The sequence below is a fragment of the Kitasatospora sp. NPDC101108 genome (assembly GCF_055584725.1).
Map to the genome: position 1 here is coordinate 64,045 of NZ_JBVJLM010000017.1, position 22,514 is coordinate 86,558.

At 71.8% G+C, this 22,514-nt stretch carries 25 protein-coding genes and 4 pseudogenes; 15 read left to right on the top strand and 14 right to left on the bottom strand.

The annotated features are described in order from the left end of the window. The first annotated feature begins 28 nt into the window (after positions 1 to 28). The gene (locus ACZ6Z8_RS29270) at positions 29 to 406 is read left to right on the top strand and encodes a bleomycin resistance protein (RefSeq protein ID WP_465613026.1); all 378 of its coding nucleotides are present in this window, start codon (positions 29 to 31) and stop codon (positions 404 to 406) included. 418 nt (positions 407 to 824) lie between these two features. After that, positions 825 to 1,364, top strand: coding sequence for a GNAT family N-acetyltransferase (locus ACZ6Z8_RS29275; protein ID WP_465613027.1), 540 nt, complete (start codon positions 825 to 827; stop codon positions 1,362 to 1,364). 22 nt (positions 1,365 to 1,386) lie between these two features. Here the strand turns inward: ACZ6Z8_RS29275 and ACZ6Z8_RS29280 are convergent. Both ACZ6Z8_RS29280 and ACZ6Z8_RS29285 read right to left on the bottom strand, forming a co-directional pair. After that, positions 1,387 to 1,918 (bottom strand): annotated as a pseudogene (locus ACZ6Z8_RS29280) (transposase); the annotation flags it as partial. 361 nt (positions 1,919 to 2,279) lie between these two features. Next, positions 2,280 to 3,026: a phosphotransferase family protein gene (locus tag ACZ6Z8_RS29285; RefSeq protein ID WP_465613028.1), complete on the bottom strand. Its 747-nt coding sequence runs from the start codon at positions 3,024 to 3,026 to the stop codon at positions 2,280 to 2,282. A gap of 171 nt (positions 3,027 to 3,197) precedes the next feature. On the opposite strand from ACZ6Z8_RS29285, the pseudogene ACZ6Z8_RS29290 reads away from it, so the two are divergent. Then, positions 3,198 to 3,362 (top strand): annotated as a pseudogene (locus ACZ6Z8_RS29290) (transposase); the annotation flags it as partial. A gap of 45 nt (positions 3,363 to 3,407) precedes the next feature. Here ACZ6Z8_RS29290 and ACZ6Z8_RS29295 read toward each other — a convergent pair. The 3 genes from ACZ6Z8_RS29295 to ACZ6Z8_RS29305 form a co-directional block, all read right to left on the bottom strand. Next, entirely contained in the window at positions 3,408 to 3,638 is a 231-nt protein-coding gene (locus ACZ6Z8_RS29295) for a hypothetical protein (RefSeq protein ID WP_465613029.1), read from the bottom strand. Between the two features lie 335 nt (positions 3,639 to 3,973). Next, the gene (locus ACZ6Z8_RS29300) at positions 3,974 to 4,585 is read right to left on the bottom strand and encodes a hypothetical protein (RefSeq protein ID WP_465613030.1); all 612 of its coding nucleotides are present in this window, start codon (positions 4,583 to 4,585) and stop codon (positions 3,974 to 3,976) included. 594 nt (positions 4,586 to 5,179) lie between these two features. After that, complete coding sequence (locus tag ACZ6Z8_RS29305) at positions 5,180 to 5,662, bottom strand: hypothetical protein (protein ID WP_465613031.1); 483 nt, start codon at positions 5,660 to 5,662, stop codon at positions 5,180 to 5,182. 83 nt (positions 5,663 to 5,745) lie between these two features. Here ACZ6Z8_RS29305 and ACZ6Z8_RS29310 point away from each other — a divergent pair, with 83 nt between their 5' ends. Beyond that, positions 5,746 to 6,123, top strand: coding sequence for a hypothetical protein (locus ACZ6Z8_RS29310; RefSeq protein ID WP_465613032.1), 378 nt, complete (start codon positions 5,746 to 5,748; stop codon positions 6,121 to 6,123). 182 nt (positions 6,124 to 6,305) lie between these two features. Here the strand turns inward: ACZ6Z8_RS29310 and ACZ6Z8_RS29315 are convergent, their stop codons facing one another. Both ACZ6Z8_RS29315 and ACZ6Z8_RS29320 read right to left on the bottom strand, forming a co-directional pair. Continuing rightward, on the bottom strand, positions 6,306 to 6,722 hold the full coding sequence (locus tag ACZ6Z8_RS29315) for a nuclear transport factor 2 family protein (RefSeq protein WP_465613033.1): 417 nt from the start codon (positions 6,720 to 6,722) through the stop codon (positions 6,306 to 6,308). Between the two features lie 185 nt (positions 6,723 to 6,907). Next, positions 6,908 to 8,278, bottom strand: a complete 1,371-nt coding sequence (locus ACZ6Z8_RS29320) for a helix-turn-helix domain-containing protein (protein ID WP_465613034.1) — start codon at positions 8,276 to 8,278, stop codon at positions 6,908 to 6,910. Between the two features lie 202 nt (positions 8,279 to 8,480). On the opposite strand from ACZ6Z8_RS29320, the gene ACZ6Z8_RS29325 reads away from it, so the two are divergent. From ACZ6Z8_RS29325 to ACZ6Z8_RS29350, 6 genes are all read left to right on the top strand, one after another. After that, positions 8,481 to 9,230: a DUF4232 domain-containing protein gene (locus tag ACZ6Z8_RS29325; protein ID WP_465613035.1), complete on the top strand. Its 750-nt coding sequence runs from the start codon at positions 8,481 to 8,483 to the stop codon at positions 9,228 to 9,230. A gap of 308 nt (positions 9,231 to 9,538) precedes the next feature. Further along, positions 9,539 to 9,829 carry a DUF4287 domain-containing protein gene (locus tag ACZ6Z8_RS29330; RefSeq protein WP_465613036.1) on the top strand — a complete coding sequence of 97 codons (291 nt, stop codon included), beginning with the start codon at positions 9,539 to 9,541 and terminating at the stop codon, positions 9,827 to 9,829. A 220-nt stretch (positions 9,830 to 10,049) separates the two neighbouring features. Next, positions 10,050 to 10,685: a dihydrofolate reductase family protein gene (locus tag ACZ6Z8_RS29335; RefSeq protein WP_465613037.1), complete on the top strand. Its 636-nt coding sequence runs from the start codon at positions 10,050 to 10,052 to the stop codon at positions 10,683 to 10,685. 110 nt (positions 10,686 to 10,795) lie between these two features. Next, positions 10,796 to 11,791, top strand: coding sequence for a nucleotidyl transferase AbiEii/AbiGii toxin family protein (locus ACZ6Z8_RS29340; protein WP_465613038.1), 996 nt, complete (start codon positions 10,796 to 10,798; stop codon positions 11,789 to 11,791). A gap of 314 nt (positions 11,792 to 12,105) precedes the next feature. After that, positions 12,106 to 12,594: a rhodanese-like domain-containing protein gene (locus tag ACZ6Z8_RS29345; RefSeq protein WP_465613039.1), complete on the top strand. Its 489-nt coding sequence runs from the start codon at positions 12,106 to 12,108 to the stop codon at positions 12,592 to 12,594. Next, positions 12,588 to 13,178, top strand: coding sequence for a GNAT family N-acetyltransferase (locus tag ACZ6Z8_RS29350; RefSeq protein ID WP_465613040.1), 591 nt, complete (start codon positions 12,588 to 12,590; stop codon positions 13,176 to 13,178). Before ACZ6Z8_RS29345 ends, ACZ6Z8_RS29350 begins: the two co-directional genes overlap by 7 nt. On the opposite strand, the gene ACZ6Z8_RS29355 is transcribed toward ACZ6Z8_RS29350, so the two are convergent. The 4 genes and pseudogenes from ACZ6Z8_RS29355 to ACZ6Z8_RS29370 form a co-directional block, all read right to left on the bottom strand. Continuing rightward, on the bottom strand, positions 13,175 to 14,137 hold the full coding sequence (locus tag ACZ6Z8_RS29355; RefSeq protein ID WP_465613041.1) for an MFS transporter: 963 nt from the start codon (positions 14,135 to 14,137) through the stop codon (positions 13,175 to 13,177). The genes ACZ6Z8_RS29350 and ACZ6Z8_RS29355 overlap by 4 nt on opposite strands. 106 nt (positions 14,138 to 14,243) lie before the next feature. Next, entirely contained in the window at positions 14,244 to 14,684 is a 441-nt protein-coding gene (locus tag ACZ6Z8_RS29360) for an arsenate reductase ArsC (protein WP_465613042.1), read from the bottom strand. Between the two features lie 87 nt (positions 14,685 to 14,771). Beyond that, positions 14,772 to 15,062: pseudogene (locus ACZ6Z8_RS29365) on the bottom strand (aquaporin); the annotation flags it as partial. A gap of 16 nt (positions 15,063 to 15,078) precedes the next feature. Continuing rightward, complete coding sequence (locus ACZ6Z8_RS29370; RefSeq protein ID WP_465613043.1) at positions 15,079 to 15,450, bottom strand: ArsR/SmtB family transcription factor; 372 nt, start codon at positions 15,448 to 15,450, stop codon at positions 15,079 to 15,081. Positions 15,451 to 15,539: 89 nt separating this feature from the next. Between ACZ6Z8_RS29370 and ACZ6Z8_RS29375 the strand changes: the two genes are divergently transcribed. Further along, a complete protein-coding gene (locus ACZ6Z8_RS29375; RefSeq protein WP_465613044.1) occupies positions 15,540 to 16,013 on the top strand; it encodes an ArsI/CadI family heavy metal resistance metalloenzyme in 474 nt (157 codons plus the stop codon). A 52-nt stretch (positions 16,014 to 16,065) separates the two neighbouring features. On the opposite strand, the pseudogene ACZ6Z8_RS29380 reads toward ACZ6Z8_RS29375, so the two are convergent. Further along, positions 16,066 to 16,640: pseudogene (locus ACZ6Z8_RS29380) on the bottom strand (PadR family transcriptional regulator). A 321-nt stretch (positions 16,641 to 16,961) separates the two neighbouring features. On the opposite strand from ACZ6Z8_RS29380, the gene ACZ6Z8_RS29385 reads away from it, so the two are divergent. From ACZ6Z8_RS29385 to ACZ6Z8_RS29400, 4 genes are all read left to right on the top strand, one after another. Beyond that, positions 16,962 to 17,444, top strand: coding sequence for a diadenosine tetraphosphate hydrolase (locus ACZ6Z8_RS29385; RefSeq protein ID WP_465613045.1), 483 nt, complete (start codon positions 16,962 to 16,964; stop codon positions 17,442 to 17,444). Positions 17,445 to 17,778: 334 nt separating this feature from the next. Continuing rightward, entirely contained in the window at positions 17,779 to 18,231 is a 453-nt protein-coding gene (locus ACZ6Z8_RS29390; RefSeq protein ID WP_465613046.1) for a peptidoglycan-binding domain-containing protein, read from the top strand. A 123-nt stretch (positions 18,232 to 18,354) separates the two neighbouring features. Beyond that, positions 18,355 to 18,564 (top strand): hypothetical protein, encoded by a 210-nt coding sequence (locus tag ACZ6Z8_RS29395; protein ID WP_465613047.1) that lies wholly within the window; start codon positions 18,355 to 18,357, stop codon positions 18,562 to 18,564. Positions 18,565 to 19,018: 454 nt separating this feature from the next. After that, positions 19,019 to 20,503: a purine-cytosine permease family protein gene (locus ACZ6Z8_RS29400; RefSeq protein ID WP_465613048.1), complete on the top strand. Its 1,485-nt coding sequence runs from the start codon at positions 19,019 to 19,021 to the stop codon at positions 20,501 to 20,503. A 178-nt stretch (positions 20,504 to 20,681) separates the two neighbouring features. On the opposite strand, the gene ACZ6Z8_RS29405 is transcribed toward ACZ6Z8_RS29400, so the two are convergent. Continuing rightward, positions 20,682 to 21,452: a hypothetical protein gene (locus tag ACZ6Z8_RS29405; protein ID WP_465613049.1), complete on the bottom strand. Its 771-nt coding sequence runs from the start codon at positions 21,450 to 21,452 to the stop codon at positions 20,682 to 20,684. Positions 21,453 to 21,599: 147 nt separating this feature from the next. After that, on the bottom strand, positions 21,600 to 22,316 hold the full coding sequence (locus tag ACZ6Z8_RS29410; protein ID WP_465613050.1) for an SDR family oxidoreductase: 717 nt from the start codon (positions 22,314 to 22,316) through the stop codon (positions 21,600 to 21,602). Positions 22,317 to 22,514 lie beyond the last annotated feature (198 nt).

The following is a 22,514-nucleotide window of genomic DNA, read 5'->3' on the forward strand; positions in this document are numbered from 1 at the left end:
TCGCACGACACTCCCTTGAGGCGGCGCCATGGATGAGTACGCAGTCCCGATCCTCCCGAGCCGGGACCTGGACGAGACACAGGAGTTCTACGGCCGCCTCGGCTTCGAGCCCCGCGGTCGCTGGGACGAGCCGGACGGCTACCTGATCGTCGTCCGCGGCACCGTGGAACTCCACTTCCGTCACGACCCCGCAGTGGACCCACTGGCCACCGCCGGCAGCTGCTACCTCCAGGTGCGGGACGCGGACGCACTGCACCGCGACTGGGCCCGGACGGGCATCCCCACGTCCCCGGCCACCGGTAGCCGCCTGACACCGGTGGTCGACACCGACTACCGGATGCGGGAGTTCGCGCTGGTCGACCGCAGCGGCAACCTCCTGCGGATCGGTAGCCCGCAGGGCTCGTAGGCAGGGCCCGACAGGTCATTCGTGGCTCCGATTTTCCGCGGAAAATTCCAGCCCCGGAGTCGGGTAGCTCTGGCATGGGGGAGTAGCTGAACCCCTCACCGTCTCAAGGCACCTGGTCCGCCAGACCCCCCGGGCTCCCGGCCTGGCCACGGCCGGACTCTTCGTGACCACTCGTGCTCGAACCAGCGATGCTGCCAAGGCCACCGGCCGAACCGGTTCGGATGCGGATGTGGATGCGGGTTTTGCCCGGTGCCGATGTTCGATGCCCGAGCTGTAGCGAGTGTCCTAGTGCTGTGACCGCGAAGGTTCACCGGTTCGGTGGCCCCGCCTCGCTTCCCTGGGGGCGTGTCTGCTGGGCAGTAACAGCCCGGAGGAAAATGGATTGCCTTGGGACCGCGGCCCACGTTGGCTTGGCAACATGACTGAATTGCGTACCGATCGCCTCATCCTCCGTCGATGGCAGGACTCTGACCTTGAACCGTGGGCGGCGATGAATGCCGATCCCGAGGTCCGGGAGCACCTGGGTGACCTGCTGACCCGTGAACAGAGCGATGCCTCCGTGGCACGGTTCCAGACCGAGTTCGACGAGCGAGGCTACGGGTGGTGGGCGATCGAAGTGCTGGCTACGGGCAAGTTCATCGGCTTCGCGGGCCTGGACCAGGTGGATGACGGCATGCCGTTCACGGGGGTGGAGATCGGTTGGAGGCTTGCTCGTTCAGCCTGGGGCCACGGCTACGCTACCGAGGCCGCCGTGGCGGGCCTGGCCTTCGGCCTTGAGGACCTTGGACTCCCCGAAATCCTGGCGGTAACGACAGCCACCAACCTCCGCTCCCAGGCGGTCATGCGCCGGATCGGCATGACCCGGGATCCCGCTGGCGACTTCGACGACCCCGCCGCGCCCGAGGGGCCACTGCGTCGGAATGTGCTGTATCGGATCGCCCGGGGTGTGAAGATGTGACGCTCCGCGCTCGGTCGCCTGATCACGCGGCGAGAGCGGGTCTGCCGCCCCAGCGGAGGAGTTTCTCGCTGCGGATGCGGATGCGGGTGCGGGTACGTTCCCGGCGCTGGGCGGCCGGCACCTCGGGGTGGCGGGCGTTGGCGTTGCTCCAGCGCAGGTAGCGGTGCAGTTCGCGGGTCTGGACCGTGTGGTTCGGATGGTTCGAGTTCGCCGGCGTGAACCGCCGCAGCGGTCCGAAGTGCGTTCGATCGGGTTCGCCCAGGACGCGTTGGTCGGGGTGAAGCACAGGTGGACGTTGTTGTCCTTCGCCCAGCGCAAGATCTTCTTGCCGTTGTGGGCGGAGAGGTTGTCCAGGATCACGTGGACCGGGGCGCCGTCCGTCCGGGCGGCCCGGATCGACTTCAGCGCGGCCAGGGTGTTCGCGGTGCCCTTGCGGCGGCGGTTCACGCCCCGCAGGGTGTCGTCGCCGACCGAGTAGCAGCCGTGGAAGTCGTGATGCCGTGGGTGCGTTGTAGGTCGCCGGCAGTCGGTCCCGGCCTGCCCTGCTCGGCCCAAGCAACGGCTTTCCGAGCGCGCAAGGAGACGGGCTTCGAGAACTGCAACGGCTGGACCGGGGGACAGGCCCTCCGTTCTCTCGGATCAAGGAGCCGGAGGACTTCGCGCTCATCCCGCTTCGAGCCCTGAACACAAATGACGTCAGTAAACCTGCAGTAGACCAGGCCTGCAGTGATGGCCAGCTCCCGGGAGTCAGCGACGCGCGGTCAGGAGTCCCGGGGCGACTTCACTCTGCCGCCCGACCGTGAGATCCGCCGCGACCCACCGACCCAGAGGTGAGGAACGCACAAGCGATGCGCTCCAGGGATGGCCTGCTCGATGCGTCAGAACGCATGCGTGGCCAGTCCGGCCCTCACAGCCTCACATCCGGGATTTCAGCACGTCGACCTCACAGCCCGGCGCGAAGGGGTCGAAGCCGTGCTCGACCAGCCAGCGAACCCCCAGCAGGCTTCGCAACGACCACCAGGCGTGGATCACGTCGAGGTCGACATCGGTGCCATAACCGGCGATGACGTCGTCGAGGTGCTCCTCGTGTCCGAGCGTCAAGGTGGCGAGGTCGAACAGGGCATCACCCCGGCCCGCCTCGGACCAGTCGATGATGCCCGTGACCTCGTCGCCGTCGACGAAGACGTGATCGATCTGCAGGTCGCCGTGCGTGAACGCCGGAATCCACGGCCGGAGCGCGGCCTCGGCGACCTGGCGGTTGCGGGTGACCAGGTCGGCGGGCAGGACGCCGTTCGTCACCAGCAAGTCGCACTCGCCGTCGAGTTCCGCCACCCACTCGTCGGGACTCCGGCGGCGCCGACCGGCCCAGGGCGGCAACGGTGCTTCGTGCAGCTTCCGGACGGCGGCGCCCGCCGCGGCCCACGCCGCCGGCGACGCGGTTGACGGCTCACCGAGACGGCCGAGCGCCGTCCCCGGGAGTGCGGCGATCGCGAGGACGGGCGCCTTGCGCCACAGGACCTCCGGGGTCGGGACCGGCGCGAGGGACATAGCCTCGACCTCGACGTCGATGCGCGCCTGATCGGCGTCCACCTTCAGGAACACGTCGCCGACGCGCAGAGTCGCGCGCTCGGAATGGGCGACGACGACTTTGACCTCATCCATGGGCGACCAGTATCCCGGGGAAGTTCGCCGACGTCACCGGGTTTGTCGCATGCCATTACGCGGCTGCCCGCGTCCCGCTACCCGGCGACCTCGTGCACGACACCATCCTCTGACCAGGTCAAGCCCACCATTTTTGTCAGGAGTCCTAAGATCTGTCTGATAGTTGATCTCGTGGCAGGTCGAGGCGAGTTGACGGATGCGGCGTGGAAGCGGATAGGTCCCCTGTTGCCGCAGGTGGACGGACGCGGTCGTCCGTGGCGTGATCACCGGCAGGTGGTCAACGGTGTGTTGTGGCGGCTGCGGACCGGGGCGCCGTGGCGTGATCTCCCTGAGCGGTAGGGCCCTGCTGCGGCGCCGGGGCATCTCTCGGCTGCCGGAGGGTCAAGGCTTGGGGTAGAGACTGGCCTGTTCGAGCGCCCGGTGGGCGACGTGCCTCCGCTCTTCGGGAACGGCCTCCCAGAAGGGATGGATCGAGATGCGCTCCCGGAGCTCCAGTTGTGCACGGCGAGGCTCAGGTTTCTCCATCGCATCCGCCCACATCGACCGCCTGGCAGCGTTGTACTCGCGTCGAAGCTGAATGAGGTCGTCAGGGAAGGACCACTCGTTGGACATGCCCTGAGCCTATGGACAGCACCACTGATGGTCTACCCACGCCAGGAGCTGCCACCTACCGCCCCTGTTGCTCCCGGAGACCATTTGTCAGACACGGCCTACGCCGCTCAAGACCTCCTCGTCACGGTCGACGCCGCCGGTACGCACGACGACGGACGCACCGTCCCCCGCCGTCCGGCGCCGGGTGTTGGAGCCCCAGCCCGAGCACGGCCGCCGACGGCTGCTCGTGGTGGCGGACCCGGAAGAGGTCGCTCCGCCTTCGGTCCGGTGTTGGATCGTACGGGGATCTGATCGAAGGACGGTTCAGGCCCGCGTGCCGATGCCGTGACCGCCGGTCATGCGGACCAGAAGGGGTCGTCGTACTTGGGAACGACGTCGGGGTTGCCGTTGGGCATGGTCGGAACGGGGGTGGGGGTTCCGAAGGCGCCGTGGATCACGGGAACGGGGGAGACGTGAGCCGCGATGTCGATGGTTCCGGAGGAGTGGACGGTGATGCCGACGCCCGCGCCGTTCGGAGCGGTGGCGACGCTGGCGGGCGGGGTGGAGGCGGTCCGGGTGACGGTGTACCCCTTGGCCCTCCAACTGCGTTCGACCATGTCCAGCAGGGTGTCGTACTTGGCCGGCGAGATCCTGGTGGTGATGTGGCGTCGGCGGTTGGCGTCCGCGTAGCCGAGGGAGTGCTCGTCGAGTCCCTTGGCGAACTGCTCGACCGCGTCGGGGTTGTCGTCCCAGTACCGCAGGGCCGGCCGGACCTCGGCCAGCGACTCGTCGAGCAGCACGTCCATCCGCCGGAGGGCCTGCTCGGGCGGTACGAGCTGCTCGGTTGCCCTGGCGTCGGACGTTCCTGTGCCGGACGTGCTCGTGCCGGATGAGCAGGCGGTCAGGGACAGCGCCAGGGCGGCGACCGCGATGCCCAGCCCGCGGTTGCCCTGCGGTGAACTGCTCATCCGCTCTCCTGATTCGTCACTTTGTCGTACCTGCCCGCCGCGATCCGGCCGATGCTGTTGATCGACTCCAGCTCCGCCCGCAAGCCGGAAAAGCTAGCAGACCTCGACAGTGTGATCGATCACCGGTGTGCCGAACCCACACCGACGGGTGTCTCCCAAGCCCCCGTGACCAGCTCGGCGGGTGATCGGTGGCGGGCTGGGCGCCGGCCGCACCGCAGCCAGGTGGACCGCCGCCACCGCTGAGAGGTTCGCCGCTGAGCGGCACGGCCGGTCCGCTCGACCTTCCGGGCCGCCACCTACCTCGCACCGGTCACCCTGACTGTCCACTGCGGCCCACGCGACCTCCCGCTGAGCCGAAGGTCGGATCAACGACCCAGCTACTTCGCGACCGACAGCCCGAGGACCTCGCCGCCGGACTTCTCCTCGCCCTGCAGGAGCAGCAGGAGGCCATCACCGACTTCCAGCGGGCCTACTTCCCGGTCCCGCCACCGTTCGGGATCGCCGAACCCGGGGTCAGTGGCCCCCTTCGAGGGCGCGGATGCGATCCACCTGATCTGCGACCGCCGCCTGGGCCGCGCCAGCTGGCGGGACCGGTCAGCGTGAGACCGGTCCGACGCTGCAAACCCACACGGGAAAAGGTGCGGCCTCCACTTCGGGCACGCTCTGCTCAGACTGATCGTGCACCTCCTCAAGATCCGACCAGGCAACGATGCCCGGCTCCCGGTCACTCAGGAAGCCCTCGATCACAGCACCGAGATCGCCGGAAGGTACGTAGGCACCGCCAAAGGGCAGTTCGTCTGCAGCCACCGACCCGGTTGAGCACCGGAGCTGCCCAGCCTGCTCGTCGTGCCACACGTAGAACGTCGCCACCCCTGCGAAGCCCGTCTCGCGGATGCGGAGTCGAATGCCTTCGACGGTCCGCTCAAAGGCTGCGACCACCTCCGATACGGACAAGGCCCGCTTGTCCTCATCCTCTGCACCCAGCCACCAGGTGTTGGTCTCCCACTCCACCTGCCGGTCAGTCGGCTCCAGCACCAGCGGCTCGTCCGCTACCTCGGCGATCCATGTCAACAGCACCCCAGAAGTATCCGAGACACCTCAGGCACCAGGAACCACCAAAAGAAACGACGTCTTAGACCATCCGTGAGATCGTCGTGCTCGTGATCGAGACCTGGGTGATCAGTGACGACAGCCCTGCCCCTGTGTCGGCCGAGGTGGTGCTGGACGTTCTCCGCTTGAGGATCGGCAGCGGGCAGCTTGAGACCTGGCTGATCAGTTCGTCCGGCCGGTTGCTGTCCTTCGTGACGAACACCGAGCGCGCGATGGTGATGCTGCTCGAAGAGGAGGGTGATCCTGGCGAACATGCTGTGGACCCCGGATCCGAGGGGTCGAGCGATGGGTTCGTCCTGTCCGACGGACAGCATGACGAGTACCCGGACCAGGACACCGTGCCCATCGGTGAAGCATTCAGACTCGTGGAGCACATCGTGGGCACGGGCTCGTGGCCGGCGGACGCGCATCGGGTGGTCCACCGCTGACAGCGGCCTGACGCCGGGCCCGGATGAATCGCTCGACCGTGTTGCGCTGCTTTTACGTCTCGGCGTCGAGGGCGGGCGGACGGCCGCCGGCCGGCCTCGCGGCAGACGGTGTCCGGCCTGGTCGTGCGCGGGCCGCTCTCCAACTGCGTCCCGCGCCCGGGAGGGCCGCTGCCGTCGTCCGGTCAGCCGGGCTTCGTCATCCCGCCCAGGGGAGTCCGGCGGGCCGAGATCCTGCGATGGCTGATCCGCCAGCCGTCGGCGGTGCGTACGACGGTGTCGTCGTAGGTGACGGAACCGCAGGAGCCGTCCGCCTTGACGCCCAGCCCCTTGGAGCGGACCTCGACCCGGCCGTCCGCCGATGCGGTGACGACGACGTTGGTGACGTGGTGCGCGACGGGGTTGGCCGCTCCGAGTGCCCATGCCGCTTCCCGGACGGCCGCGAGCCCGGACAGCGGCTCCTGGCCGAAGTCGGTGAGGTCGTAGACCACATCGGCGGTGAACAACTCGTCCAGGCGGTCGAGGCTTCCGTCGTCGACGAGGTGACCGTGCAACGAGAGCAGCTCGATGACGGCCAGGCGATCTTCAAGAGCGAGCGACACACGCGTCCTCTCCGGCCCGGCCTGGAAGGCGCAGAGCCGAGCGTCGATCCGATGTCAGCACGGCATTACAGGCTGGGGCCGCGGCCGTGCACCTCGTGATCGTTCCTCATCGGCGGTCCGCGTGCCACCGACTTCTCCGCCCCAAGCGCTGCCAGCCTCAGGTGAGGCAGGGCTTCGGCCGCTTCTCAGCCGCCCTCCCGCTGGATCCACTCGTTGTTGCCCAGCGGGTAGTCGTAGCCGGGGCGGTTGACGTTGGCGCTGGTGCGGAACGGGGTGCCCTTGTTGTCGATCGCGAGGGTGCCGTGGCGGTTGCCGCTGGACCAGTCCAGCGTGAGGTCCCACCGGACGTCGTGGGCCTTGGTGTGGGCGGTGATGTAGAAGACCTCGGGGTCGGACTCGCTGACCTTGTACGGGAAGTCGCGCTGGCCGTTCTTGACGGTGATGACGGGACTGCCCCGGTCGAGGTCGATGTCGAAGGACTTGGTCCCGACCCCGCCGCCGCAGCCGACGCCCATCGAGTAGTCGTTCCAGGCGAGCGGCGCGCCCTTGGCCGTCACCCGTACGTGCAGTGCCTGGAGGACGACGGTGTCGGGACCGGTGCCCTGCACGGTGAGGGCGACCTCCTGCTCGCCGGAGGAGACCGCGCCGTAGGCGGCGGCCCAGCGCGGGGCGTCGCGCTCGCCGGCGGGCGGCCCGACCTGGGCGGGCGCGCTGTTGACGAGGAAGTGCTGGCTGCACGGGTCGCTGTAGACGTACGGGCGGGTGGCGACGGTGAGCGGCGCGGGCGTGTCGGCGGACGGGGTCGCGCTGGGACCCGGGCTCGGGGACGACGCCGTGGCGATGGTCGACGGTGTCGGCGTCGCGGTGGCGGTGGCGGTGGCGGTCACGGTGGGGGACCGGGACGGTTCCGGTCCGGCCGCCGCGCCCGTCGCCGCCGTCGTCGCGGCCGTGGCACCGGCCGTACCGTTCCTGTCACCCCAGATCATGGGATGCGCGACGACGACGGCGGCGCCCAGCAGGGCGACGGCCGCGGCGCAGGCGATCAACGCGCCACGGCTCCGCCACTGCGGCGGCGCGGGCTCCGTCGCCACTTCGACGGCCGGCGCCCTGCCCTCGTCTCCCGCAGGGGGCTCAACCGGGATGGCGGGAACGACCGGAGGCTCCGCGGCCGGCTCGGCCGGTTCCGCCCGCTCGGCTGGCTTGGTCGGCCCCGCCCGCTCAGCCCGCCCGGCCGGTTCCGCCCGTTCAGCCCGCTCGGCCGGTTCCGCCCGCTCGGCACCACGCTCGGCCCGCCGCCCCCGGGCCGCATCCGCCAGGATCCAGCTCCGGTGCAGCTCCACGAGCTCCTCCGGCGTCGCACGGCACGCCCGCGCGAAACGCTCCGCCGCCGCGTACTCGTGCGGCAGCACCGTGCCGTTGCAGTAGCGGTGCAGCGTCGACGAGCTCGTGTGCAGCCGCTTGGCCAGCGTTCCGTAGCTCAGGCCCGAGCGGGTCTTGAGTTCCCGTAGCAGCCGCGCGAACTCCTCTGACTCCGCGGCCGCCGTCCCCTCCGACACCCGTCCCCTCCGAATCCCCGGTGTCCCGTTCCAGCGTTCCAGGCCCGTTCCACCCCCGCAGGTCAGGGGCCGGTTCGCCGTTCCACCCTATCCAGCGTGCCGTCGGCTGTAGCGCCTGGGACGGATCGCTCCGCAGGCTTCGGTCATCCGATCGCCGCACCGCCAGGGCGAACTGAACGCATGCCGAAAGGGGCCCGACCACATGTCCGTCCGTACCTCTCGCACCTCCCGTACCTCCCGCACCCGTCTGGTCACCGTCGCCGCGGGCGTCGTGCTCGCCGCCTTCTCGACGACCGCGTGCAACAACGACGACGACCACGGGGACATCGCGACGACCGCCGGCCCGACGCTCAAGGCCGCCGCGTCCTCCGCCGCGTCGGCCGCCGCGTCCGTGACTGCCCCCGCATCGCCTTCCTCCGCCGCCACCGGCAAGGCCTCGGCTCCCGCCGCCACCGGTGCGAAGCCCGTCCCGAACACGCCCTCCCCGAAGGCCCCGTCAGCCGCCGCGCCGGCCCCCGCCAAGCCGAGCACCTGCGAGGGCTCCAACACCAAGACCACCGCCGCGCCGCTGAACCGCCCCGTGAACCACATGCTGCTCACGGTCACCAACACCGGCTCCGGCCCCTGCTACCTCTACGGCTACCCGGCCGTCCGGTTCGGCGAGGCCCAGTCCGAGCCCCCGGTCATCACCGAGTCGAAGCCGCAGGCCGTCGTCACCCTCAAGCCCGGCGAGTCCGGCTACGCCTCCGTCAACCTGTCCTCCACCGACGGCACCGACGGCTCGAACGGCTACACGGCCACCTCGCTGGCCGTCTACTTCCACGGCCCCTCCGGCAACGAGAGCGTCGGCACGGGCGCCCACCCGTCGCTGCCCGCCAAGGGCCTCTACGTCGACGACTCCCTCAAGGTCACCTACTGGCAGCAGTCGATGGACGACGCCGTCTCCTGGTGACACCGCCACCGACGTCGCGCCGCCCTCACCCCCTGTACGAGCGGTACGGGCAGAGCGCCCCCGTCCTGCGGCCGCTGCTCACCCCCGCACCGCTCCAGTGGTTCCTCACACCGCCCGAGCCACCGCGTCAGCCCGTCCGAAGCCCGTGGCGAAGCCCGCCGGGAGCCCGTCGGAACCCTGCCGGGAGCCCGCCGTAAGCCCCGCCTGAGTTCCGCTCGAAAGATTTTTTCCGTCGAGCGATGAGTTTTCCTCCCGGTCCCGGTCTACCTCCCAGAACACCGACACGAGACACGAGAGGGAGAGGGCACATGTCCTTTCAGGCGTACCTGGACACCATCGAGACCAAGACCGGTCTGACCCCGCGCGAGTTCATCGCGCTCGCCGAGGAGCGCGGCTTCGACGACCCGTCGACGAAGGCGGGCGTGATCCTCGCTTGGCTGAAGGAGGACTACGAGCTGGGCCGGGGGCACGGCATGGCCCTCGTCCACGTCTTCAAGCACGGCGCGAAGATCGACGTCAAGCACGTCGGCACCACGGGCTCGCACCGCGACGCCTCCGACACCCTCTGGCTGGACGGGAAGGCAAGCCGACCCGCATGACCCCCGACACGCCGGCCGCCGCCGGGGCCGTCACTGGGGCCGCCGCTGGGGCCGCCACCGGGACCGCCGGGAGCCCCGTACGGACGGACCGCCGGGCTCGCCGGCCCGAGCCGCGTCAACGCCGAGCCGCGACCGCGCCGCCGGACAGGTGAAGGACCGTCATGACACAGCGGCGCACTGGTATTCCGACCGAGAGAACCGACTGACCGGGAGCAAGAGCATGGGCCTGATCCACATCGAGCTGTTCGCAACCCTCGACCTCGTCGGGCAGGCGCCCGGCGGCCCCGACGAGGACCCGGAGGGGTTCCCGTTCGGCGGCTGGCAGGCGCCGCTGGTACACGAGGTCACCGGGGCGCAGATCGCCGCCGCGTACGAGGGCACCGACGCCCTCCTGCTCGGCCGACGGACGTACGACCTCTTCGCCTCCTACTGGCCGCACCAGAAGGAGGGCGAGATCGCCGAGCTCTTCAACAGCGTCCCGAAGTACGTGGCCTCCCGCGGCCGGGCGGACCTCTCCTGGGCCGGCTCCACCCAGCTCGGCCCGGACCTGGCCGCAGCGGTGCGCGACGTCCGGGAGCGGCACCGGAACGTGAAGGTCGTCGGCAGCCTCAACCTGGTGCAGACCCTCCTGCGGGAGAAGCTCTTCGACCGCCTCGACCTCTGGCTGCACCCGATCATGCTCGGCGTCGGCAAGAAGGTCTTCGACGCGGGCGCCGTCCCCACCAACCTCACCCTCCTCCAGCCCCCGGCCGCCAGCCCCACCGGCACCGTCCACCTCCGCTACGGCCTCGCCGACGGCACACCCCGCACCGGGGACATGTCCGCCCCCGACCGCGGCCTCAACGACGGCGCCTGACGCCTGACACAGGACGCCGGACGCCGGACGCCGTCCCGCCCCGCCGTCGCTGTCAGTGGCCGCCGGTACGGTCGGCCACCGGCAAGCGGACGGACAGGTGGGGAGCGGTCGTGAGGGATTCCGCCGTGGACGGCGAACGTCGGCGCGTCGCGCACCGGGCGGTGCTCGACCACCTGCTGGCTCTCGCCGCCGGGTCCCCTTTGGGGGAGTACCTGGTGCTGCGGGGCAGCATGGTGATGCAGGCGTGGGTGGGGGCCGGTGCGCGGGAGCCGGCGGACCTCGACTGGATCGTCCCCCGGCCCCCGCTGGTCCCGGTCGATCACGGGCACCCGTACCCGTACGTGGAGGACCTGGCGGCCGTCCAGCAGTGGCCGGAGGCGGCCGACGGGGCCGGCAGGTACGAGATCTGGACGTTCGAGGAGTTCGACACCGGGGGCCTGCGGCCGGTGGCGGTACCGCCGGAAGGGCTGCACTGGGTGCCCGAGGCGGAGCCGGAGTCCTGCCCACCGCACGAAGTCCTGCTCGACCTGGTGCGGGAGCGGCCGACGGTCGCGCCGGGACTGGTGCTCGACGCGGACGCCGCCCGCAAGGACGGCACCTGGACCTACTCGGAATACGACACCCCGGGCATCCGCCTCCTCATCCCGTGGACGGCGGAAGGACTCCCAGCCGGCCAGGTGACGGTGGACTTCGCCCGCGACGAGTGGCTCCCCGAACCGCCCGTGTGGACGGCGGTACCCCGCGGCGACGGCACCGGACCGACCGTCGTTCGCACGGCTGGCCGTGAACTGTCGCTCGCCTGGAAGCTGCTGTGGCTGCACGCCGACTCCGCCGGCGACGGCCGGGCGCGGGCCAAGGACCTCTACGACGCCGTGCTCCTCGCCGAGGCCGAGGGCACGAAGCTTTCCGAACAGTTGCTGCGCAAGGTGTTCCGTCACGAGCGGGGCAACACGGCGACGCCCGCGGACGCCCTGCACCTGGACGCGGTGGCCCTGCGGCCCGTGGACTGGGAGGACTTCCGCGCGAACCACCCGCAGGTGCGGGGTACGGCCGAGGAGTGGCTGGAGCGCCTCAGGCGAGCGCTGGCACCGGTGTCGGGACGGTGAGAGCCCAGGGGACCGGAAGACTCGCCCCCGGCTGCGCGGAGAAGCCGTGGTACGGGGCCGGAGGGGCCGAGGAGGGCCCGGGTGTCGCGCATCCGGTCCGGGACCGGTGGCCACCAGTCGCGGTGCGATCCTCACACCGGCATCTGTCCGCAGCGGGCGCCGACGCCGGTTGGCGGGATCTTGGCGACCCAAGGCGTTGGCGCCACTCGTCGGGCGGGCCCCCGGGGCCGGAGGATGGAGCCATCGCCGACCGGGAAGGCCCGGTACGGCCCACCGACACCCGCTCTGACCAGCGAGAACAGAGGATTCCCCCGATGTCTGCCACCGCCACGCCCGCCGAGACCACCAGCGCCGTCCTGAGCGTGCCCGCCGCCGACCCGGCCGAGGCCGCCGCCCACTACGCCGCCAGGCTTGCCTTCGAGGCGGACGTCTCCGACGTGCACGCCGACCTGGCGTCCGGCGTGCCCGGCATCGTGGTGGTCGACACCCGCGGCGAGGCCGCCTGGGACCAGGGCCGCATCCCCGGCGCCCTCCACATCCCCACCGCGCGGATCGCCGAACTGGCGCCGCAGCTGATCGACCCGTCCCTGACCGTGGTCACCTACTGCTGGGGCCCCGGCTGCAACGGCGCGACCCGCGGGGCGCTGGCCTTCGCGCGCCTCGGCTACCAAGTCAAGGAGATGCTCGGCGGCTTCGAGTACTGGGTGCGCGAGGGCTTCGCCTACGAGACCGCCGCCGGCACCGACCAGCGCCCCGTCGACGACCTGACCGCCCCGCGCTCGGGCATCACCTGCGCATGCTGACCGACACCGTCCGGCCGGGCGGCGCGATCCGCCCGGCCACCGCGGCCGACCTGCCGGCGGTCGCCCTGCTGTGCGCCGCCCACGCGGCCTTCGAACGCGCCGAACCCGTGCCCGCCGACCTCGCCGCCCGCCTGGAGCCCCTGCTGTTCTCGGCCCACCCGCGGGCCTGGTGCCTCGTGGTCGAGCGCGGCGGCGAACTGATCGGCTACGCCAGCTACTCCCGCGAGTTCTCCACCTGGCAGGCCGCCGACCACGTCCACCTCGACTGCCTGTTCGTCAGCGAAGCCCACCGGGGCGAGGGCTGGGGGCGCGCGCTGCTCACCGCCGTCCGGGACGCGGCGGCGGTGCTGGGTGCGGCGGAACTCCAGTGGCAGACGCCGGACTGGAACACCGACGCCATCCGCTTCTACCGCCGTGCGGGGGCCCGGAGCCGCGCCAAGATCCGGTTCTCCCTGGCGTCAGCGTCAGTGTCAGCGCCGGCGTCGGCATCAGAACCCGTACCGCCACCGGCACCGGCACCGGTGCCGGCAGCGGAACCCGCACCGGCAGCGGCATCCGCACCACCCGCACCGGCACCGGCCTAACGCTTCCGCAGCGCCACGACCGCGCCGACCAGCGACAGGAGCACGATCCCCGCGCCGACGTACCCCAGGACGTTGACGGCCGTACCGCCGCCGAGCAGCCACGAACCGGCCCAGGAGCCGGCCGCGTTCCCCAGGTTGAAGGCCGAGGCGTTGGCGGCCAGGACGAGCGTGGACCCGCCGCCGGCGGCGCCCAGCGCCCAGGCCTGCAACGGCGGCACGAGGGCCCCGGAGGCCGCGCCGACGAGCAGTACGGTGACGCCGGTCGGCCAGGCGTGCCGGGCGCCCGCGCCGATCAGCAGCAGCATCACCGCCAGGACGGCCAGCGTCCCGGCGATCGTGCCGCGCAGCGACCGGTCGGCGAGCCGGCCGCCCAGCGCGTTGCCGAGGAACCCTCCGAAGCCGAAGACGAACAGCATGCCGGCCACCATGGACCCGCCGAGGCCGGTGAGGTCGCGCAGCAGCGGGGTGATGTAGCTGTAGAGCAGGAACCAGCCGGTCCGGGACGCCGCCGTGACGCCCAGCGCCCACAGCACCTGGGGTCGGCCGAGGACCTTGAACTCGGCGGCCACCGACACCCGCTGCCCGCCGCCGAGACCGGCCGGGGCCAGCAGCGAGATCGCCACCGCGCCGACGACGGCGGCGCCCGCGACCGTCCAGAAGGTGGCCCGCCAGCCCCGGTGTTGGCCGATCACGGTGCCGCTCGGGCCGCCGAGCACGGTGGCCAGGTCGAGGCCGCCCGCCACCCAGGCGATGGCGGAGGCCCGGCGGTCGGGCGGCGAGAGCCGCAGCGCCAGCATGATGCAGGCGGCCGCGAAGGTGCTGTGGGTGAGCGCCGCGAGGGTGCGGGCGCCCATCAGCACGGTGAAGCCGGGCGCCAGGGCGCCGAGGACGTTGGCCACCGCGAAGTCGTAGGAGTACCCCGCGCGGTGGTTCAGGCAAAATGGACGACCGCCCGACACGGCCGGGCCCACCCGACGACTCGGCCCGCCCGGTCGCTGTCGGCCGGGCGGGTCGGAGGGGTGGGCCGGAGGGGTGGGCCGGAGGGGTGGCCGGCGTCGAAGGCCCTTATTCGGGAGTGGTGGTCCCGAATGCCCGGGGCTCGATGCCGAGGTCGGTGAGCAGGCCGCGGATGCGCTGCTCGATCCGGTCGCGGATCGGGCGGACGGCGTCGACGCCCTGGCCCGCCGGGTCGTCCAGCTTCCAGTCGAGGTAGGTCTTGCCGGGGAAGTACGGGCAGGCGTCGCCGCAGCCCATGGTGATCACCACGTCGGAGGCCTGGACCGCCTCGACGGTGAGGACCTTCGGGATCTCGGCTGAGATGTCGATCCCCACCTCGGCCAGGGCTTCGACGACCGCCGGGTTCACGGTCCCGGCCGGGGCGGAGCCGGCGGAGCGGACCTGGACCCGGTCGCCGCCGAGGCGGGTGAGGAAGGCGGCGGCCATCTGGGACCGGCCGGCGTTGTGCACACAGACGAACAGCACTGAGGGGACGGCGGAAGTGCTCACGGACGGGATCCTCGATCTTCAGGGCGGCAAGGGGACGGCGCGGTCAACGGAACGGCGCGGTCAGTGGGGTGGCGCGGTCAGCGGACGCTTCGCCGGGACGTAGGCCGCGACCTCCCGCAGCCCGGGTCCCCCGCCGCCGCGGCGGCCGGTCCACCAGGCGGCCAGGGTCACGGCCGGGTTGAAGTGGGCGCCGGAGACGGGGCCGAGCAGCAGGATCAGCACGCCGAGGCCTAACACGGTCGCCAGCGAGTCGGCCGGCAGCTGCACGCCGACGTCCTGGGAGAGCCTGACGGCCTGGACGCCGGAGTCGACCACGACGGCGACCAGCGCGCCGGTCCCGACGAACTCGACGGCGGCTCGACGGCGGCCCGGCGGCGGAGCGGGGCCGTCGCGGTCATCCGGACTCCCCGGCGGGGGCCTGGAGCAGGGTGGACAGCTTGGCGAGCGCGGCGGGCAGCACCCAGTAGTAGACCCAGGTCCCGCGGCGCTCGGAGCCGACCAGCCCGGCCTCGCGCAGGACCTTGAGGTGGTGGGAGATCGTCGGCTGGGACACGTCGAACGGGCCGGTCAGGTCGCAGACGCAGGCCTCCCCGCCCTCGTGCGAGGCGATCAGCGAGAGCAGCCGCAGGCGGACCGGGTCCGAGAGCGCCTTGAACATCCTGGCCACGTCGACGGCGGCGTCCTCGCCCAGCGGCTCGCGGACCATCGGCGAGCAGCAGGCGGCCGCGTCGTCCTGGCCGAGCACCGGCAGTTCCAGATTCGACATGCGTCTATGTTGACAGCCATCTATGCGGGTGCCAACCTCGGCCATATCGACAACTGTCGAATCAAGGCCCCGGATCCTGGGAGACCGCCATGTCCCGCGTCCAGCTCGCCCTGCGCGTCGCCGACCTCGAAGGCTCCGTCGCCTTCTACTCCGAGCTGCTCGGCACCGGACCCGCCAAGCGCCGCCCCGGCTACGCGAACTTCGCCGTCGCCACCCCGCCGCTCAAGCTCGTCCTCATCGAGGGCGCGGACGGCGAGGCCACCCGCCTGGACCACCTCGGCGTCGAGGTCGAGAGCACCGAGCAGGTCACCGCCGCCGCCACCCGCCTCAAGGACGCCGGCCTCGCCACCTTCGAGGAGAGCGACACCTCCTGCTGCTACGCCCTCCAGGACAAGGTCTGGGTTCACGGCCCCGGCAAGGAGCCCTGGGAGATCTACGTCGTCAAGGCCGACGCCGACACCTTCGGCAGGAGCGCCGACGGCGCCCCCGGCACCTGCTGCACCAGCGGCGCCGAGCAGCCGGTCGAGCCGGCCGCAGCCACTGCCGGATGCGCCTGTGGCTGATCCGTACCGCCCGCCGTGCTCGACGCGGCCCGCGACCGCGCGCCGATCGGCGTCAGCCGTGGACCGCCTGCCCGGCCTCCGGTCCGCTGTCGGCCGCGGCGGTTGCTGCTGTCAGGTCGTCGAGCGTGGTCCGGAGCCAGTCCAGTTCGGTGCGCGAGGTGGCCCGGGCGATCAGCAGCACGCCCTTGCGGAAGGGGTCGTCGACGTCGTCGGCCCTGAGCGGGGTGTCGCCGTCGTGGAAGTAGCTGCTGGGTTCGTCGAGGAAGGCGAGGCGACGGCGCAGCACGGCCGCCTGGGCGGCGGGGTCGGGCAGGTGGCGCAGGAAGGCGAGGAGCACGAACCAGCGGTTCTCGTCGGTGAGGAACGGTTCGGCGGGCTCCCGCAGGTTGCGCAGCAGTTCGTTCCGGCCGGCCCCGGTGAGGCTGAGCACGTGCCGGGGGCGGCCACCGCGCCGGGCTGCGTCTCACGGGTCAGCAGCCCGGCCGTCTCCAGCCGCTTGATGGTCGGGTACAGCGTGCCGTGGCTGACCGCCCTGACGTGCCCTGACAGCCGGGCGATCCGGGTCCGCAGTTCGTAGCCGTGCAGCGGCTCCTCGTACAGGAACCCGAGGATGGCAAGGTCCAGCATGCTCGACATGGTCGGAGTACAGGCCGGAGCCGTCATATGCCGGTCCGACGCATTGCCCTGCGACGGCGTCAGCGGCCGCGGCGGTCAGCGCAGTTCGACACCCGGCCGGGAGCCGGGCTCGCTGAACCCGAGGCCGGCCGCCACCCTCCGCGACGCCGGGGCTGCAGGCCCGGGCCCGCCGCCGGGGCGGCAGGCCAGCGGCGAGCGCATGCCGGACGGCCGCCGCCCCTGCCGGACGCCCCGGGCCCTGACCAGCAGTGAGCCGTTCGCGAACGGCCCGATCCCGCCAGGCGCGCGGAACGGCCGGTAGGCTGCGCTGTCATGGTGGACGACTGGCGGGACGACCGGATCGGCAGCGCCCTGAAGGGCAGGAACCCCACCGTGCTGCGCCGACTTGACGCCGGGTTCGCGGTGATCGGCGACGTGCAGTTCCTGCCGGGGTACTCGGTCCTGTTGACGGACGAGCCCGGTGTGCAGCGCCTGTCCGATCTCCCGAGGGGCAGGCGCACGGCCTTCCTGGCGGACATGGACCGGCTGGGCGAGGCGGTGGAACGGGTCTGCCGGCGTGCGGACCCGCAGTTCCGGCGGGTGAACCTGGAGATCCTCGGCAACACCGACGGCTACCTCCACGCGCACGTGTGGCCGCGGTTCGAGTGGGAGCCCGCGGACCTCGTCCGTCGCCCGGTGTGGCTGTACCCCGTGGAGAACTGGCGAGATCCGGCGAGCGCGCTCGGACCGGAGCACGGCCCCCTGCGTGAGGCGATCGGCCGCGAGCTCGATTCTCTGGCGGTTCTGACGGGTTGAGACCGCGGTGGGGGAGTGGACGCCTCACGTGCCGAACATTGCCGCGCCCCCCGGCCGTGCCCGGCGAACGCCTCCCGTACGGCCCGCTGTCGCACGCCACGGGGGCACTCATGACAGCGCCACACCATCATCGGTCTGCGGGTCAGGCGGACCGGGCGCCTGCCACCTGGCTCGAATCGGGCGCCAGGCGGCGACAGTCCGGATTCGTACTGTCTTCGGCTGCCCGGTCCAGGCCAGACTTGGCATGGCACGGACAGCCGGGCGGCGGCCGGGCGGGCAGCCGGCACGGCGTTCGCGCCAGAGCCCTCCAGAATCCGTCAGGAGAGAGGAACCCATGCGATCTTCCTTGGCAAGGGCATTCGTCACCGCGGCCGCCGTCGTCGGGATCGCCGCCGGAAGCCTCGCGGGCGCGGGCGCGAGCGTCGCGGCCCCCCAGCAGGCCGCGAAGCCCGCGGTCAGCAGCCCGCGCGTCACCGTCCTCGCGGTGAACAACCTCGGCCTGAGCACCGACCGGGCCAAGAACTGGCAGAGCTGCCTGAACGCCTGGGGCTTCAACGCCGGTACCGTCGACGGCCAGTTGGGTTCCAACAGCTGGGCGGCGGCGCAGCGGATGCTGAACGCCTGGGGCTACAACGCCGGTACGGTCGACGGCGACCCCGGGCCCAACACGATCACCGCGCTGCAGAAGTTCCTGAACGCCGTCGGCTTCAACGCCGGAACCCCCGACGGGATCGCCGGGCCGCAGACCAGGGCCGCCTTCTGGAACTACAACGCCACCGGCTGCTGAGTTGCCGACCCGGCCGCGGAAAACCTCCAACTCCAGGCCGGCATCAGGTGTGAACGCGCCGCGTTGGGCCGAACGGGTGGCGGCCGGGTTCGGCGCCGGCGTCCGGTGGGCAGAGCCTTCGGCATGACGACTTCCACCCGGCGCCACCGCCGCAGCCGCCGCCCGGACGCCTTCACCGCCGCTGCTCCGGCCCGTGTTGCCGCCCGGCCAACGGCTCCGGCCCGGCCGGGCGGCAGCGGCTGCTGCCGGACCTGGTCCAGCGAACACCTCACCCCGGGCGGCACGGTGGTGCGCACCACCTGGCACGAGCCCGCCTGCAGGACCCGCGGCTGAGCCGCCATCGCTGCGCGTCCCACCGCTGTGCCGGCACCGCCGCGCCGACACCGCTGAGCCCCATCGCTGCGCCCCGCCGTCCGATGCGGCGGGGCGCAGTGACGGCAGCAGCGGGTGCGCGCCCAGTTCACGCCCGCGGTGAAGCGGCCCGGCGGGCTCGACGGATGTCGCGGCCGTCGGCGGTGCGGGCCGGACGGGGCGGCGGGTCTCCGGCATCAGCCGCCGGCGTACCGGGGGCCAGGGGGCCAGGGGCCAGGGGGCCGTCCGGCGGCCGGGGGAAAGGCGCCCCGGCCATATCAGCGAAAGGCCCCGCCGCCGATAGCGGTAACCGCATCAATCAGGACACATCTTGAACAAAGTAGGATGACTCAACTCCCGCGCTACGCGCGAAGAGTTCCGCATATACGTCATTTGCCCGAATTTTCTCCCGCTTCACACGCACGGAGCCACCCTCATGGACAACACGTCCGCCGCCGTCACCGACGGTGCGATAGAGACCCGCGGTATCGAACCCGTCCCAGACCACGAGCGCCGGGGCAGAGTCCGCGAGCTCTTCCCGACCTGGGTCGCGGCGAACATCAGCGTCCTGCTGCTCACCATGGGCGCCGCCCTGGTGGTGTTCAACCAGCTGAACTTCTGGCAGGTCCTGATCGTCGCGGCGTGTGCCGCGCTCGTCTCGTTCGGCCTGGTCGGCGTGCTGTCGGTCTCCGGCAAGTGGGGCGGGGCGCCGGGCGCGACCCTCTCGCGGGCCACCTTCGGGGTGCGGGGCAACCTCTTCCCGGGCGCGATCCTCTGGATCGCCCGCTTCGGCTGGGAGACGATCAACGCGGTCACCGGTGCCTACGCCGTGCTGACCGTGCTCGACCTGCTCTTCGGCATCAAGAGCAACACCGTGCTGATCGTGGTCACGCTCTTCGCCTTCGTCGCCTGCACCTTCCTGGTATCCGGCATGGGCCGCAAGGCGCTGAACGTCTGCAACACCTGGTCGACGTACCTCTTCGGCGTCTTCAGCATCCTGGTGCTGGGCTACCTGGTCGCGACCATGCGCTGGAGCGAGGTCTTCGCCAAGCCCGCGGGCACCACCGCCATGATGATCGCCGGCATCGGCACCATCGCCGCCGGCGGCATCAGCTGGGTCCCCACCGGCCCGGACTTCGCCCGCTACCTGCCGCACGCCGCCTCCGGCCGCAAGATCGTCGGAGTGACGGTCTCCGGCGCCGGCCTGGTGATGGTGCCGATGGTGCTGATGGGCGCCGTGATGGCGGTGGCCTCGCCCGGTCTGGCCCAGGCCGCCGACCCGGTCTCCTTCCTCGGCGACCTGCTGCCGACCTGGCTGGCCGTGCCCTACCTGCTGACCGCGATCGTCGGCATGCTGCTGATCAACAGCCTCTCCATGTACTCGGCCGGCTTCACCGCGCAGACCATGGGCGTCAAGCTGCCGCGCGCCATGGCCGTCAGCATCAACGCCGTGATCTCGCTGGTCGGCGGCCTGATGCTGATGCTGGTCGCCAAGAGCTTCCTCGGCTCCTTCATCACCTTCCTGATCCTGCTCGCCGTCTCCTTCTCGGCCTGGATCGGCGTCTACGCGGTGGACATGTTCCGCCGCCGCACGCGCGCCGTGCGCTACGACGCGGCCGCGCTGATGGACACCGGCAAGGGCAGCCGCTACTGGTACGTGGGCGGTTTCTGCTGGCAGGCGATGGTCTCCTGGGTCCTGGCGCTGCTGTTCGGGCTCGCCTTCACCAAGTGCGACTGGTTCGCCGGGCCGCTGTCCGGCACCCCGGTCGGCAAGTACGGCCTGGCCTGGGCGGCGACCATCGTGATCTCCGCCGTGATCATGGCCGTCCTCCCCACGCCCCGGGAGAACACCCGGGCCACCGAGGCGATCGCCGCCGACGCCGCCGTCGAGGCGGAGCGGACCGAACGGGTCACCGTCTGATCTCCGTGACCTGACGGACGCCCGTCCACCTGACGGACGTCCGTCGCCGGAAGCGCCCGGTCCCCCCGCTCAGCCGAGCGGGGGACCGGGCGCTTCCGCGTCCCTCGCCACCAGGTCGTTGACGGTCTCCGCGGTCGGCGGGCCCTTGCGCTTCGTGCTCGGGCCCACCGCTGAGCTGTTAGAACGGCGGCTGATCGGCCGATCCGCCGGGGGTCCGAGCCGGCCCGGGGGAGCAAGGGGTGACGTCGGCGTCGATGAACGCCCAGGGATCCCGGCCGACGATGCCGGCGGTGTCCTCGCCCCACTCCTCCAAGGCGTCGATCGCCTGCTCCCGGTACTGGCAGGAGGCGCTCGCTCCGAGAACCTCCCGGACCAAGGGGATCAGCTCCTCCCGGTGCCCCCGCAGGCGCGCGTCGTCGACGAGGGGGACGCACGCGGCGACGGCGGCCTCCCGGACCGTCACGTCCGGATCCCGCAGGCAGGCGCGGACGGCGCCGAACAGCTGCGGCAGCAACCGGTTCGTCTCGACGAAGGGCGGATACTCCTCGGGCGGGAACCCGTGCCGACGGGACGCCTCCGCGGCTGAGTCGCCGGCCTCGGTCGCCACCGAACCGAGCCATCGCAGGAGCGCGGCCCGCATCGGCCCCGCCGGGTCATGACGTCCCAGGTCGATCGGCCGCGTGGTGCGCGAGTCGGACAGGATCCCGGCCACGTACACCGCGGCGGGCGCCGTCGCCTCGTACAGCGTGTTCTGGTGGTGCACCACGTGGCTCAGGAAGGCGAGGGCGCCGGTGCGCCGCTGCCGGTCCGGGTCCAGCAGCGCGGCCAGGTTCACGGGCACATCCGCTGCCGGTCCCATCGCATGCCGCAGACCGCTCCAGGGCGTCCGGGCGAGAACTTCGGCGGGACCGGGCAGGGCCTCGGGAGGGCGGGCGGCGTCGTTCGTCACGGGCGGATTGTCGTCGCTCCCGCCGACATCGGGCGGGAGCGAGGGGCAGCGCCTCGGGGCCGACGCGCCGCGGGGTGGTCGTTCCGGCCGGGTTCAGCCGTGGCGCGCCTCGGGTTCGGCGGGGTCGCGCTCGCGCTCCACCGTGGTCTACCAGGGGATGGTCCGGCCGAAGCGGTCCAGGTAGGCGAGACCGGGGGTGCCGAGGCGGGAGAGCAGGACATCGACCAGGAGGGGGACGGTCTCCTCGATGGTGAACGGCGCGTCCGGCCCGCCGAGGGCGGTGCGGATCCAGCCCGGTGCCAGCAGGACGAAGGAGCGCCGGGTCTCGCCCTGCCGGGCGGCGAAGCTCCGCAGGAGCATGTTCAGGGCGGCTTTGCTCGCCCGGTAGACCTCGCGGCCGCCGGCGGTGTTGTTCGTGATGCTGCCCTGGCCGGAGGACATCGCCCCGATGAGTCCCGCCGGGGGCACCAGGTCTTCCAGGGCCTCGATGACGCGCATCGGGCTGAGCGCGTTGGTGACCATCACGTCGACGAAGTCGGCCGTGGTGACCGCGCCGATGGGCGTCCGCTGGTCGTTGGTGGTGCCCGCGTTGACGAAGAGGACGTCGAGCCGGCGGTGCGCCAGGCGTTCGCGCAGCCGGGGGAGGCGGCCGGAGTCGTTGATGTCCAGGTGTTCGACGGTCACCCGTCCGTCGGCGCGGTCCGCGAGGTCGTGCAGCGGCGTTCGGGCGGTGGTGTCGCGGACCGTGCCGACGACGTGCCATCCCCGGTCGAGGAGCTCCGCCGCCATCGCGTGGCCGAGGCCGCGCGAGGCTCCGACGATGAGGGCCGTCGGGGGGTGCTGTTCGGTGGCAGTCGATGACATCCGGCGTCATCTCCGTTCTTCCGGCGTCGGGGCGCGTCGAGTTGCGTCGGGTCGCGTCGCGTCGGATCGCGTCGAGTTGCGTCGCGTCGCGTCGAGTTGCGTCGCGTCGAGTTGCGTCGCGTCGAGTCGCGTCGCGTCGCGTCGCGTTGCCCCGAGTGTTCCGTCCGTACCGCACCGCGGGCGAGCCACGGGCGCCGG

Coding starts and splice junctions, on each gene's coding strand:
- ACZ6Z8_RS29350 (WP_465613040.1), top strand. CDS start 12,588: ATGCTGACCGACACCGTCCGGCCGGGCGGCGCGATCCGCCCGGCCACC.
- ACZ6Z8_RS29335 (WP_465613037.1), top strand. CDS start 10,050: ATGGGCCTGATCCACATCGAGCTGTTCGCAACCCTCGACCTCGTCGGG.
- ACZ6Z8_RS29370 (WP_465613043.1), bottom strand. CDS start 15,450: ATGTCGAATCTGGAACTGCCGGTGCTCGGCCAGGACGACGCGGCCGCC.
- ACZ6Z8_RS29300 (WP_465613030.1), bottom strand. CDS start 4,585: ATGAGCAGTTCACCGCAGGGCAACCGCGGGCTGGGCATCGCGGTCGCC.
- ACZ6Z8_RS29275 (WP_465613027.1), top strand. CDS start 825: ATGACTGAATTGCGTACCGATCGCCTCATCCTCCGTCGATGGCAGGAC.
- ACZ6Z8_RS29410 (WP_465613050.1), bottom strand. CDS start 22,316: ATGTCATCGACTGCCACCGAACAGCACCCCCCGACGGCCCTCATCGTC.
- ACZ6Z8_RS29385 (WP_465613045.1), top strand. CDS start 16,962: ATGGTGGACGACTGGCGGGACGACCGGATCGGCAGCGCCCTGAAGGGC.
- ACZ6Z8_RS29330 (WP_465613036.1), top strand. CDS start 9,539: ATGTCCTTTCAGGCGTACCTGGACACCATCGAGACCAAGACCGGTCTG.
- ACZ6Z8_RS29345 (WP_465613039.1), top strand. CDS start 12,106: ATGTCTGCCACCGCCACGCCCGCCGAGACCACCAGCGCCGTCCTGAGC.
- ACZ6Z8_RS29395 (WP_465613047.1), top strand. CDS start 18,355: ATGACGACTTCCACCCGGCGCCACCGCCGCAGCCGCCGCCCGGACGCC.
- ACZ6Z8_RS29325 (WP_465613035.1), top strand. CDS start 8,481: ATGTCCGTCCGTACCTCTCGCACCTCCCGTACCTCCCGCACCCGTCTG.
- ACZ6Z8_RS29285 (WP_465613028.1), bottom strand. CDS start 3,026: ATGGATGAGGTCAAAGTCGTCGTCGCCCATTCCGAGCGCGCGACTCTG.
- ACZ6Z8_RS29295 (WP_465613029.1), bottom strand. CDS start 3,638: ATGTCCAACGAGTGGTCCTTCCCTGACGACCTCATTCAGCTTCGACGC.
- ACZ6Z8_RS29270 (WP_465613026.1), top strand. CDS start 29: ATGGATGAGTACGCAGTCCCGATCCTCCCGAGCCGGGACCTGGACGAG.
- ACZ6Z8_RS29375 (WP_465613044.1), top strand. CDS start 15,540: ATGTCCCGCGTCCAGCTCGCCCTGCGCGTCGCCGACCTCGAAGGCTCC.
- ACZ6Z8_RS29390 (WP_465613046.1), top strand. CDS start 17,779: ATGCGATCTTCCTTGGCAAGGGCATTCGTCACCGCGGCCGCCGTCGTC.
- ACZ6Z8_RS29400 (WP_465613048.1), top strand. CDS start 19,019: ATGGACAACACGTCCGCCGCCGTCACCGACGGTGCGATAGAGACCCGC.